Genomic DNA, 12843 nt, shown 5'->3' with positions numbered 1-12843 from the left:
TTTTGATAAAGATAAGAAATTTACACCTAAGCTACGGCAAAAGCGAGATCCTAAATATCCCAAGCCTTGACATAAACACAAAAAAGATAACCGCTCTAATGGGCAGTAATGGCAGCGGCAAAAGCACGCTAATAAGAGTGCTCTCGCGCCTGCAAAGCCCAGATAGCGGCGAAATTTCACTTTGGGGAGAAAATAGACCAAGCCTTGAAATGCTGCGTAAAATTTGCGTTTTGCTGCCTGAGCCTGCCCTTTTAAAAAGAAGCGTTAGAGAAAATTTCAAAGCCATCTTAAAAAGTAGAAATTTACTAAGCGAATTTGATGAGCGAACCAGCGAAGCACTAGCTCTTGTGGGACTTGATGAGAAGTTTTTAGACAAGCGCCACTTTGAGCTAAGCTCTGGGCAGACGCAGCGCATCGCATTTGCACTTGCACTTTCTTTAAGGGTGCCATTTTATCTGCTTGATGAGCCGACAAATAGCGTTGATATCGGCACTTCAAAGCTCTTTAGCAAGGCTATAAATTTGATGCACGAGAGATATGGCTGCGGCTTTGTCATCGCAAGTCACGACGAGAAGTGGCTTAGTATGCTTGCAAATGAGTGTGTGTTTTTGCACAAAGGCAGAGTCTGCGAGTTTGAATACAAAAATATCTTTGAGATAGAAGGTGGCGTGCTAAGCTTTGGTGGTGGCGCACGGCTAAATTTACCTTCAAATTTTAAAGGCAAAAGCAAGATCACGATCAATCCAAGCAAGATAAAAATTTCTAAAACAGGTGGAGAGGGTCAAATTTCAGGGGTTTTGCACTCGGCCTCGCTTTACATGGGCGATGAAAAGCTTTTGAAGGTAAAAGTTGGCGACTTTTTGATCAAAATCTTTAGCCATGATGATGAAATTTTAAAAATCGGCGAGAGGGTATTTTTAGAATTTGAAAATGGCTCGATGCTCGCTTTGGAGTAAAATTTACTCCTACTCTTTAAATTTAGTCCAAATTTAAAAATGGATATCAAAAAAGAGCTAAATTTTAATAATCCTGCTAAAAAATCATATCTTATATAACTCCCTAAAAATGGCATTTTTAAATATGCACACAAGGCATATTTAAGCTTTTTTTAACTTTTCTAATTTATTTTATTTTAAGCCACATTAATAAGGCAATTAATTGTATAGTTTCAGTGTCGTTAAAAAACTATTTAAGGAAAAAGGTGAGCACAAAAGAGGAATTTGCAGCTGGCAGAAAACTTTACTACGCTACTTTCTCTAAATTCTTCGTATTTAGTGAAGATGAAAAGAGATTTGATGGCCTTAGTAAAATGCTTGATCTCATAGAAGAATACAGCCTAAATGATGAAGTCTCGCATGCTGTTGCAAAGATAAAAAGCAAATTTAATGAAAAAAATCCAGAGAATTTGATCACCGAATTTGATGACATTTTTCACACTCCGCCAAGTCCGCTTCGAAACTCGCTCTCTTTTTACGATGAGGGTTATGAAGTGGGTCATGCTTGTGCTGATGTGCGTAAAATTTTGGCTAAGACAAACATCAGAAGAGATGAGAGCAAATTTAAAGAGAATGAAGATAACGTGGGCTTTGTCTTTACGCTTATGAACGAGTTTATCGGTAAATTTGACGAGTGCGAAGAGGAGCTTTTTAAAGATATTATAAATCCAAATATTGATGAGTTTATAGAAAATTTATATGAGCATAAAAATAGTGAAATTTACAAGGATGTGGCCGTTTTGCTAAACGAATTTATAGCGTTTGAACGCGTGGCACTAAACTCACCAAAACCAGTCAAGATAGACCACAAAAAGAGCGATGGTCTTTCAAGATCTGAAAGCATAAGAAGAGAAAAAAATAGGATAAGAAAACTAAGAACGGAGGGTACATATGCAAAATAGACGCGAATTTCTAAAAAAAGTCGGTCTAGTTGGCGCTGTGGCAGCAAGTGGTGCGGTAGCAGCAAATGCTAATGAAAATTTAAAATCAGGAAAGAGTAAAAAGACCGAAGTGCTTTATAAAAGAAGCAAAAACTGGGAACTTTACTACAAACAAGCAAAATAAAATTTGATAGAAATTTAAGAAAGGATGAAAATGTCTGAAGCTAGATTAAACACTACGCCAAACAACATCGGTCGTAGATCGTTTTTAAAAATGGCTGCATTAGCAGGTGCTAGTGGAGCGGCCGGCTTTGCAGCAAGCAATGTCACAAGAGAAGCAACAGCTCAAGAGATGGCAAACCCATTTCCAGATTCAAAAATCGTAAAAACTGTCTGCACAGTTTGTTCTGTAGGATGCGGAGTGCTAGCAGAGGTAGAAAATGGTGCTTGGGTGCGTCAAGAAGTAGCACAAGATCACCCAGTAAGTGCTGGCGGTCACTGCTGTAAAGGAGCAGACGTTATCGATATGGTGCGCTCACACTGCCGTGTAAAATATCCGATGAAAAAAGTTGGCGGCAAGTGGCAACGCATCTCTATGACGCAAGCACTTGACGAGATCGGTGCAAAGCTAAAAGCTTACCGCGAGAAAAATCCAGAGCAAGTAATGTTCTTAGGATCAGCAAAAGATAGCAACGAGCAGAGCTACTACATCAGTAAATTCTCTGCGATGTTTGGGACAAACAACCTAGATCACCAAGCAAGAATTTGACATAGCGCAACAGTCGCCGGTGTGGCGAATACGTGGGGTTATGGAGCTATGACAAATCACCTTGGAGATATCCAAAACGCGAAGTCTATCTTTATAATCGGCGCAAATCCAGCGGTAAATCACCCAGTTGGTTTTAGACACTTTTTAAAAGCAAAAGAGAATAATGGCGCAAAGCTGATCGTTGTCGATCCAAGATACACAAGGACTGCGGCAAAGGCTGATTACTTCGCACAAATTCGCCCAGGCACAGACATACCATTCATGTATGGCATGATGAATCTCATCTTTGCAAATGGCTGGGAAGATAAGAAATTTATAGATGAGCGAACATACGGCATCGATGAGATCCGTAAAGAGGCTGCAAAATGGACACCAGAAGTCGTTGAAGACGTGACGGGAGTACCAGCTGCGACTATAAAAGAGATAACGGAAGTTTTCGCTAAAAACCGCCCAGGTTCAGTTGTTTGGGCGATGGGTCTAACTCAGCACACAATAGGCAGCTCAAATACTCGTATAGCTCCGATCTTGCAACTAGTTCTTGGCAACATGGGCGTAAGTGGTGGCGGATGCAACATCTTAAGAGGCCACGACAACGTTCAGGGCGCTAGCGACATGGCAAACGCACCTGATAGCTTACCTGGATACTACGCTAAAAACGAAGCTACATGGAAATATTTTGCCAAAATGTGGAAGGTGGATTACGAGTGGTTACAAGGAAATTTCGTAAAACCAGAGTGGATGATGAAGCCTGGATTTACTCTAGCTCGCTGGTGGGCTGGTGTGCTTGATGGCAAAGATGGCAACGACGCTATCGAAAATGCAGGCGATAGCCTAAAAGCTCTTGTAGTTATAGGTAACGGCATAACATCTACTGCACAGCAAGCAAAGGTTCAAGAAGGTCTTGACGGACTTGAGCTTTTAGTGCTTATGGATCCATTTGTAAATGATGCTGGCGTTGTCACTAATAAAAAAGATGGAGTTTATCTTCTCCCTGCAGCAACTCAATACGAAACTAGCGGCACAGTCGTAGCTACAAATAGAAGTGGTCAATGGAGAAGCCAAGTATGTAAGCCACTTTATGAGAGCATGCCAGATCATGAAGTTTTATTTGAACTAGCTAAACGCATAGGTTTCTATGATGAGCTAACTCGCACTATAAGGGACGCTGATGGTAAGATAGAGTGGCCAGAAGCTGCTACACGCGAGATAGCAAATATCGTAAAAAGTATCGGACTTACAGGCTGGACACCTGAACGCCTAAAACGCCACCAAGAGAACTGGGATAAATTTGATGAAAAAACACTTATGGGCAAAGAGGGCACTGACGTAGCTGGTGAGTATTACGGCTTGCCATGGCCTTGCTGGACGGAAAAGCACCCTGGTAGTCCAAATTTATATGATATAAGCAAACCAGTAATGCAAGGTGGTATGGGATTTAGAAACCGCTTTGGCTTAGAGCATAACGGCGTTAATCAGCTTGCAGCTGAGGGTTCTGCTCCAGAGCAAGGCGTGATAAATGGCGGATATCCTGAGATAACAAAGAAAAATATCGAAGAGGTTCTTGGTATAAAACTTACAGATGAAGAGCGCGAAAAAATGGGCGCTACATGGGCTACTGATGGCAGCGGCATAATCGCTGAAAAATGTATGCAAAAGGGCATAGCTCCATACGGCAATGCACGTGCTAGAGCGATAGTTTGGACATTTGTTGATCAGATCCCTCAGCATAGAGAGCCGATCCACTCACAGCGTCAAGATCTTGCGCAAAAATATCCAAGCTTTGAGGATAAACCAAATCACTACCGCGTCTATACGAAGTATAAGAGCTTGCAACAAAGCAAGGACTTCTCAAAAGAATTCCCTATCAATCTTATCACAGCTCGTCTCGTAAATTTCAGTGGTGCTGGTATGGAGACGCGTGCTAGTAAGTATCTATCACGCATTACACCTGAGATGTTTGCCGACATCCACCCAGAGCTAGCAGCTAAACATGGCATTAAAAATTGGGATTTTGTTTGGGTTCATTCACCTGAGGGCACTAAGATCAAGGTTCGCGCAAGGATCGTACCATCGGTTAAGCCTAATATGATCTTCTTGCCATTCCACTGGGCTGGATATATGCAAGGTGTTGATATGACTGGAAATTTCCCTGATGGGACAAGACCTTTTGCAGTTGGTGAGAGCGCAAATACCGTAACAAACTACGGATATGACATAGTCACTCAAATTCCAGAAACAAAAGGCGGTCTTTGCCGCATAGAAAGGGCATAATATGAGCGCATTTAACGATAACAATAGACTTAAATTTTACTGCGACACAGATAGATGTATTGATTGCAATGGTTGCGCGGTAGCGTGTGATGAAGCTCATGAGTTGCCTATCGGAGTTAGAAGACGCCGCGTTATAACGCTAAATGAAGGTGTGCCAGGTAAAGAAATTTCAACGTCAATCGCATGTATGCACTGCGAAGATGCGCCTTGTTCGCTTGTTTGTCCGGTTGATTGTTTCTACATCAGAGCTGATGGCATCGTGCTTCACGATAAAGATATCTGCATAGGCTGTGGATACTGCTTGTATGCTTGCCCATTTGGTGCGCCACAATTCCCTAAAGATGGTGCCTTTGGTGCAAGAGGCGTAATGGATAAATGCACCATGTGTGCAGGCGGTCCGCTACCAACTAATAGCGAAGAAGAGCGCGAAGTATATGGACAAGATAGAATTTCTGAGGGCAAAGTGCCAGTTTGTGCTGCGATGTGCTCTACAAAAGCTCTACTAGTTGGCGAGTCAGATGTGATCGAAAAAATCTACAATGACAGAGTTGCTGCAAGAGGTTATGGCGAAAAGAACCTAAAACAAACTACTGTTTGGAAGATCGCTTACTACGCTGGCGACAGACTAAAACTAAAAGCGTAATTTTATAGGTGCTTTTTGCACCTATAAAATTTGTTATTTTCTCTAATTTTATACTTTAAGAAATATGCCTATTTTGCATATCAAATTTTAATTATAATAACGTTTATTTCGTATCAAAATACGTTTAAGCTTTTTGCTTTGTTTAAGCAAGTTTTTACTACAATCCAAATTAAATTTAGCTTTTTGGGCTATCATTTGTGAAAACTTCAAGGAGCAAGATGGAACCGATTTATAAAACGCAGATCATCAAATATAAAGGCGAGCAAAAAGCACAGGTTGATGATATTTTGGTGCGTGAGATCAAGCTTGAAATTTACATAAATGACAAAAAATTTGGTGCCGTTATGGCAACGCCAACGGATCAAAAGGCGCTTGCTGTGGGCTATTTGATCAGTGAAAACGTCATCACAAAGCCAGAGGACATAACAGAAGTTAAGCTCTCAAGCGACGAGCTAAGCGTCTATGTAAGCGCCAAAGTGAACGAAAAGCGCCTAGAGCAGTTTGATGAAGAAAAGGTCATAATAAGCGGCTGTGGCAGAAGCTCAACGGCAAATATCGACCCACAGGCGATGGCGGCAAGAGCCGTAAAAAGCGGGGCTAAATTTAACAAAGATATGATCCTTGCTCAAATGAGTGAGTTTTACACGCAGTGCGAGCTTTATGAGATGACTGGCTGCGTGCATACGGCAAAGCTTTTTGTGAGCGAAGATAAATTTTACATAGGCGAGGATATCGCTCAGCACAATACGATCGATAAAGCCGTTGGCAAGGCCGTTTTAGACGGAGCTAACTTAGCAAATTCATTTTTGATGGTGAGTGGCAGACTTAGCTCAGAGATGGTCGCAAAGGCCGTTATGCACGGCGTCCCAGCGCTTATCTCAAGGACAGCGCCGACTAGCCTTGGCGTAGTGATCGCTCGTAAATTTGAGCTTACACTTTGTGGTTTTGCAAGGGGCGAAAATATCAACGTTTATAGCGGCGAAGAGAGAATTTATGAGTAAAAATTTAGAAGAGCTAATAAAACAAACGCTAAATAAAAGCGGCAAACTTGACTGTGGTACGGCTTTTAAGATAGCAAACAAGCTTGGCATAGAAGTCGGCGAGGTAAGCGACGAGGCAACCAGGCTTGGCATCAAGATAGACAACTGCGAGCTTGGGCAGTTTGGCGGCCTAGATAAAGACCGCGGTAAATTTACATTGTCACTAAAACTAAAAGAAGTGAGCGACGAAAAGGGCAGAGTTTTTTGCAAAGATGCAAGAGAGATGGCGGCGGCTAACGGCGGGCTAAAGACCATGCGCTCGACGCTTAGAGACTACGGCTTTGACGTGAAGTACTGTCAGCTAGGCTGTTTTAAGGAAAAGAAAGGCAAAAAGATGAGAGTAAAGACAAAGACTTGGATAGAAAACGACGAGGGCGAGCTTATATTTGGCAAGGGCAAAACCGAAGTTTTAGACGTTATAGCCGAGGTTGGCTCGATATCAAAGGCAGCTGAAATTTTAGGTATGAACTATAAAAAATGCTGGTCGCATCTACAAATTTTGCAAAAAAATTTAAAAGAAGATCTCTTTACGACCAAGCAAGGTGGCGGAGATAGCGCTGGCACTACGCTAAATGATAGAGCACACGAGCTTATAAACGCCTATAAACAGCTTCAAAACGACATCGAAGACTACGCAAATAAGCGCTTTAAAGAGCTATTTTTAAAACAAGACGAGAAGAAAAACGATAAAAAATAAACCAAATTTTTAAAAGGAGAAAAACATGTATGTAAAACTAAATGACAGGACTTATCTAAACAAAGATAAGATCACTAGAATCAAGATCGATAGCGTTCAAGACGGCATTCGTATCCGTTTTTATGAGGGTGCAAACCAAGTTGCTAAGAGCCAAAGATTTGAGAGTGAAGCAAAAGCTAACGAGTGGTTAGAGAAAAACTTCTTAAACAAATAAACACACGCGAGTGGGCGCCCTGCCCGCTTGTAACCTCACTTTATACAAAATTTCATTATAATCGCGCTTTTAACCAAAGGGAAAATCGTGCCAACTATAGATGAAGTAAGAAAAAATATCATTTTAAAAGATGGAATTTACTATTTTGACTACACGGCCTCAGGCCTTGCCTACGCACCTATCGAAGATGAAATTTCAAAATTTTTAAAAACCTACGCAAACACCCACTCAGACAGCAGTTCAAGCGCTGTGCTAACGCAAAAACGCTATGAAAACGCAAGGGCTGAGCTAAAGGAGCTTTTGGGGCTTGATGATAGCTTTTATCTAATAGCAACAGGACAAGGTGCAACGGCTGCGATAAAGAAATTTCAGGAGATAATGGGAATTTATCTGCCACCAACCACAAGAGCCTTGATCGGCGAAGCAAATTTAAGAAGCGTAAATTTACCACTCGTGCTGGTTGGACCTTATGAACACCACTCAAACGAGATCAGCTTTCGCGAGGGACTTTGCGACTGCGAGCGCACCTTGCTTGATGAAAACGGCGAGATAGACTACGTGATGCTTGAGAGGACGCTAAAACTAAACGCAAAAAGAAAGATCATCGCCTGCTTTAGCGCCGCCTCAAACGTCACAGGCGTGAAAACCGACTACAAGAGAATTTACTCACTCGTTAAGAAATTTGGCGGAGTGGTGGCATTTGACTGCGCAGCAAGCAGCTCGCATGAAATTTTAGACGCCGCATACTTTGACGCAGCCTTTTTCTCGCCTCACAAGCTACTTGGTGGAGTTGGTAGTTGTGGGCTTTTGGCGATCAAAAAAGAGCTTTATACAAGCGATATACCAAGCTTTGCAGGTGGCGGCACCATCGCGCTTGCTACGCCATCAAAGCACCTTTTTATAAAAAATGTCGAGCAGCTTGAAGAGGCAGGCACGCCATCCATATTGGGGCTGGTGCGAGCAAGCCTAGCTTACAACTTGCAAGCGAGTGTCGGAGTAGAAAATATCAAAGCACGCGAAGATGAGCTGGCAAATTTCTTTAAAAAAGAGCTTAGCAGCATCGAGGATATCACCATTTATGGCCCTAAAAATGCAGAAAAGCTGCCTATTTTTTCATTTAATGTGCGCGACATTTCGCCTTATGACTTTGCCGCAACTCTTAGCAACAACTACGGCATACAAAGCCGCGCTGGCGTGATGTGCGCTGGACCTTATGCTTTTGACCTGCTGGGACTTAAAGAGAATAAGGTCTTGGAGAAAAAACCAGGTTTTGTAAGGGTAAGCATGCACTACACGCACACAAAAGAGGACGTGCTCTATCTCATAAACGCTATCAAGTCGTCCATCAAAAAGCACCGCGAACTTTGGGGCGAAGAAAAAGCGATGTATGAGATGTTTGGTGGGAAAATTTAGGTTAAATTTATTAGGCTTTGAAATTTAAATGCTTTGCTTTTAAATACTAGCTCAGACACAACCAGCTATATTATAATCACATTGAAATTTTTAGCATCTTGCTTTTAAATAGCTTTTACAAAATTAGCTCAATTTTTAAAATTAGGCTGGTCTTATCTATATTAAATTTCATCACTTTGAAATAGAATTTAAAAATTTATCATAGCGATGCACAAGCCCAACCTAAAAACGCGTATCTGCCCATCCAATAAAATATCTTCAAATTTAACTTTTAAATTTAGTAGTAACTACGGCTTTTAATATGTCCAAATTTTAATAGCAAGGTTTTTTAAAAATAGGTTTTGAAATTTAAATATTTTGCTTAAAAATAACCTCTATAAAATTAGCTCTGGTTTTTAGAATTTAAAGTGGCTTTACCTACATCAAATTTGGTTTCGAAATAAAATTTATCATGATAGTCCATAAGCTTAACCACAAAACATATTTGCGCCCAACAAAATACATTCAAATTTAACTTGTAAATTTAGTGACAGCTACGGCTTTTGCTCTATCTTACTTAGCTTAAATTTTAATAGCAAAGTTTTTAAAATTTGGATAAAGCTAGCGGCATAAATTTAATATTTCAGTTGAATTTACTAGCTTTAAAATGGATAAATTTAAAGATTTTTAAATTTAGAAGTCGAAATTTCAAATTTTACTTTGAAATTTCATCTTTTATCTTTTGATAAAGCTCCAAAATTTCATCTTTTTTGATGATAAAGCTATTTTTATTTGCGATCAAGTAAGCTGAGCTTTCCATGATATCACCAGCTACTTTTAGTCCATTTTGTTTCATGGTTGAGCCAGTTTCGACCACATCGACGATCGCGTCGCTTAGCCCAACAAGCGGTGCTAACTCGATCGAGCCATAAAGCTTGATGATCTTGACGCCAACAGCAAGCTTGGCAAAGTAGTTTCTAGTGATATTTGGCATCTTAGTAGCGATCTTTAGCTCAGACCTTGAAAAATCAAGCTCATCTTCGTTTTTTATGCCGATGCAGACCTTGCACTTGCCTATTTGTAGATCAAGTAGCCTCACTACATTTGGCTTATGCTCTTCAAGTACGTCAAGGCCGACCACGCCGATATCTGCAGCTCCTTCAGTGACGTATGTTGGTATGTCTTGGTTGCGAACCATTAAAAATCTAAAATTTCCCTCTTCAAGTATGAGTTTTCTATCCTCAAACATAAAGCTCGAACCAAAAATTTTTCTAAAAATTTCAAGTGTATCTTCTGCGATCCTGCCCTTTGGCAAGGCTACTGTTATCATTTTAAAATTTCCTTTTTCTCATCGATTATTTTTTGCATGGCACGAAAGATCAGCATCTTGTCGCAAATGGCATTTTTAAAAAATTTAGACAAAAAGTCACCATCTCCGCCAGTAAAATAGACTTTTTTGCTGCCTGCTAACTTTGAAATGAGCGTGATAATGGGCTTTATGATGCCATAACTCACAGCATCGCTCGTCTTTTGAGGCAATGCATCGATGTCGATTTGCGAATTTAGTGTCACATCAAGGCGTGGCGAGATGCTTTTGTAAGCATTTAACATAGTTGCAATGCCTGGCAAGATGTAGCCACCAAGATGAAGTGAGTTTGCCATTATATCAACGGTTATAGCACTTCCAGCATCTACTATAACGCCATCATTTATCATATAGCAACCTGCTTTTCTATCTACTCCAAGACCTTGATAGATCGTGTCTATCTCGAAGTAAGGCTCTAAATTTACAAACATTTCGTCCTTATCTATCATGCGCAAAATTTCTTCATTTACACAGATAAAATAGACCTTTTCGTCTGGCTTGTAGTTTTTAAATTCGCTAACTTTTATGTGTGTGATCCTGCCATTTTGCAAAAAAGAGGCGTTGGTGTTGCCTATATCACACAAAATCATAACAGCTCCAGCCTTCTTCTTTGAAGTAGTTTATGGACTTTGAACAAATTTGAGAGTTGTAAAAGATCACTCGTTTTTTGATCTTGGTTTGAAATTTCTCTTCAAATTTAGTGCAAATTTCATTTATCTCGCTGGCTTCTTTGAGCAAAAGCCTGCTCTTTGCACTTCTTAAAAAAACGATCTCGTAGAAATTTTTTGTATCAACACCAAAAAACGCCTCAAGCGAGCGTTTCTTGGTAAATTCGCTAAGGTCAAGCCTTTTTAGATCCCTTAGCAAGATCTTTTTAGCTTCAAAAAGCTCCCAAATTTTTTGGTTCATTGCCCTAGATTAACATACTCGTTATCGTAGTAAAATGCGCCATTACCCATGAAGCTTTTATCTTTTATCTCGTCGCTAAATTCATAAATTTCAGCTCCGCTAAGGTCTAAATTTGTCTTTATAACATAGCCTGTTTTTTCGATGACATAGAGCTTATTGTTGATGATAGTAGCCGCTGAGAAGATAGCAAATTTGAAATTTACCTTATTTTGCTCTTTTAGCATAAGGTCTGTTCTTACGATCGTACCATCTTTTTTAAAGATGTAAATTTCATCGTTATGAACTAGCACGTCTTTGATCTCACCGTCATAATAAACTGTTTGACTTGGGTTGATGACGATTAGTTTTTTGGCTGTTGCTGCGATTAGGTTATCACCCTCAACGCCTAAAAATATGATGTTGTTAAAGAAATTTTCAGAGCTTACGACAACGTCGCGCAAAATTCTACCAGTATCTTTTTGCACGATGTAAATTTTACCATCAAGTGCTGGATAGACGATGAGTGAGCTCATAAAGTAAGGTGCCACAACTCTTGAATCAACCGCAGCGATGTCAGATGAGCTATACTCCATTAGCGTTGTAGCTGTGTTGATGTCGATTAGATAGATATGGTTTGATGCGCTGATAGCTGCAAGTTGGTTTTGATCAAGCGAGGCTGCTACGATCGCAGTTGGGAATTTACCGCTATAAACGCTGTGGCCGCTAGGATCAGTCACATTTAGATCGCCATTTATGCTAGCTGAGATGACAAAGCCGTTGTTTTCGTTTAAGAAGTTGAAATTTTCAGGCAAAGTAACGCTTTTATTTAGCCCATTTTTAGTGATGATGTTGCCATTATCTAGCGTTGCGCCATTTGCATTTGCTGATTTGATGTAAGAAGGAAGATCTTTTGACAAAGATATCTCACCAGAAGTTTGCGCAGGCTCAAAATATTGTCTTTTTGTGCCGCATCCGCTTAGAACTAAAGCCAAGGCAAAAGCCAAGAATAGTGTAAGTTTTTTCATTATTTTATTCCCTGATAGTGTTTTAAATTTTTAACTAAAGTTTGTAGTTGTGAGTCAAGTGCGATCTTGTCAAATTCCACATTTGCCTCTTTGATTTTGTTTTGTTTTAAAAGCTCAAAACCTTTTAAAAGTGCGTTGTATTCGCTTAAAATTTGAGTATTTGCATCGCCAGTTTGTGAAAGGATGATATCTTTTATGATCGGATTTATTTTTAAATTTGCAAGCTCGCTAATGCCTTTTGTATCGTTTTTATCAAGCATTTGTCCAAGTGAAAAAAGTGCATACATATTTGGCTCTTTCTCCTTTAAAACATTTAAAGCGCTTGCGTCATTTGGATTTAAGATAAGCTTTGAATAGGCTAAATTTGCCTCCTCAACTCTGTTGTCGTTTAAAACCTTACTAGCGTAAAATCCGATGAGTGCGACGATAGCTGCCACGCAGAGCACGATCAGCAAAGTTTTGTATTTCCTAAAAAAACGCTCTCCCTTGATCATACTCTCAAGAAACTGCTCTTGGGCGTCGATCTCTTTTTTTATCTCGGTTAAGTCTTCTTTTATAGCCAACGTTTTTCCTTGCTTTTGAAAAATTTTAATTCGCAGATTTTAGCATAATTAAATTAAAAGTAGCCCAAAATTAAAGCTTGAATGTGATATAATGCCTCA

14 protein-coding genes are annotated in these 12843 nt (G+C 40.0%); 9 read left to right on the top strand and 5 right to left on the bottom strand.

The window, feature by feature from the left end; all coding sequences use genetic code 11:
* Positions 1-2 precede the first annotated feature (2 nt).
* From tupC to CVT14_RS07375, 9 genes are all read left to right on the top strand, one after another.
* Complete coding sequence (gene tupC / locus CVT14_RS07415) at positions 3-956, top strand: tungstate ABC transporter ATP-binding protein TupC (RefSeq protein WP_107850020.1); 954 nt, start codon at positions 3-5, stop codon at positions 954-956.
* 245 nt (positions 957-1201) lie between these two features.
* A complete protein-coding gene (locus CVT14_RS07410) occupies positions 1202-1897 on the top strand; it encodes a molecular chaperone (RefSeq protein WP_103606427.1) in 696 nt (231 codons plus the stop codon).
* A complete protein-coding gene (locus CVT14_RS07405) occupies positions 1887-2060 on the top strand; it encodes a twin-arginine translocation signal domain-containing protein (RefSeq protein ID WP_002941238.1) in 174 nt (57 codons plus the stop codon). The genes CVT14_RS07410 and CVT14_RS07405 overlap by 11 nt, the downstream gene beginning before the upstream one ends.
* Positions 2061-2090: 30 nt before the next feature.
* Positions 2091-4916 (top strand): formate dehydrogenase subunit alpha, encoded by a 2826-nt coding sequence (locus CVT14_RS07400; protein ID WP_107850019.1) that lies wholly within the window; start codon positions 2091-2093, stop codon positions 4914-4916.
* A 1-nt stretch (position 4917) separates the two neighbouring features.
* Positions 4918-5559, top strand: coding sequence for a formate dehydrogenase FDH3 subunit beta (fdh3B, locus tag CVT14_RS07395; RefSeq protein WP_009294800.1), 642 nt, complete (start codon positions 4918-4920; stop codon positions 5557-5559).
* A gap of 218 nt (positions 5560-5777) precedes the next feature.
* Positions 5778-6560 carry a formate dehydrogenase accessory sulfurtransferase FdhD gene (gene fdhD / locus CVT14_RS07390; protein ID WP_107850018.1) on the top strand — a complete coding sequence of 261 codons (783 nt, stop codon included), beginning with the start codon at positions 5778-5780 and terminating at the stop codon, positions 6558-6560.
* Positions 6553-7296: a winged helix-turn-helix domain-containing protein gene (locus tag CVT14_RS07385; protein WP_002941311.1), complete on the top strand. Its 744-nt coding sequence runs from the start codon at positions 6553-6555 to the stop codon at positions 7294-7296. The genes fdhD and CVT14_RS07385 overlap by 8 nt, the downstream gene beginning before the upstream one ends.
* A gap of 25 nt (positions 7297-7321) precedes the next feature.
* Complete coding sequence (locus CVT14_RS07380; RefSeq protein WP_002941192.1) at positions 7322-7510, top strand: hypothetical protein; 189 nt, start codon at positions 7322-7324, stop codon at positions 7508-7510.
* A gap of 87 nt (positions 7511-7597) precedes the next feature.
* Positions 7598-8923, top strand: coding sequence for an aminotransferase class V-fold PLP-dependent enzyme (locus CVT14_RS07375; RefSeq protein WP_021088924.1), 1326 nt, complete (start codon positions 7598-7600; stop codon positions 8921-8923).
* A 694-nt stretch (positions 8924-9617) separates the two neighbouring features.
* On the opposite strand, the gene hisG is transcribed toward CVT14_RS07375, so the two are convergent.
* From hisG to CVT14_RS07350, 5 genes are read right to left on the bottom strand one after another with little or no spacing between them, the layout of a single operon-like run.
* A complete protein-coding gene (gene hisG, locus CVT14_RS07370) occupies positions 9618-10232 on the bottom strand; it encodes an ATP phosphoribosyltransferase (protein WP_021088904.1) in 615 nt (204 codons plus the stop codon).
* Positions 10229-10858, bottom strand: coding sequence for a type III pantothenate kinase (locus CVT14_RS07365; protein ID WP_021088871.1), 630 nt, complete (start codon positions 10856-10858; stop codon positions 10229-10231). The genes hisG and CVT14_RS07365 overlap by 4 nt, the downstream gene beginning before the upstream one ends.
* On the bottom strand, positions 10845-11177 hold the full coding sequence (locus CVT14_RS07360) for a hypothetical protein (protein ID WP_021089005.1): 333 nt from the start codon (positions 11175-11177) through the stop codon (positions 10845-10847). Before CVT14_RS07360 ends, CVT14_RS07365 begins: the two co-directional genes overlap by 14 nt.
* Positions 11174-12181, bottom strand: coding sequence for an L-seryl-tRNA selenium transferase (locus tag CVT14_RS07355; protein WP_103589950.1), 1008 nt, complete (start codon positions 12179-12181; stop codon positions 11174-11176). Before CVT14_RS07355 ends, CVT14_RS07360 begins: the two co-directional genes overlap by 4 nt.
* A complete protein-coding gene (locus tag CVT14_RS07350) occupies positions 12181-12744 on the bottom strand; it encodes a hypothetical protein (protein ID WP_107850017.1) in 564 nt (187 codons plus the stop codon). Before CVT14_RS07350 ends, CVT14_RS07355 begins: the two co-directional genes overlap by 1 nt.
* Positions 12745-12843: the final 99 nt, after the last annotated feature.

The organism is Campylobacter concisus (assembly GCF_003048445.1).
GTDB classification, from domain to species: Bacteria; Campylobacterota; Campylobacteria; order Campylobacterales; family Campylobacteraceae; genus Campylobacter_A; species Campylobacter_A concisus_BF.
Note: the sequence above shows the minus strand (reverse complement) of the source record. Positions and strands in the feature narration are given on the sequence as shown.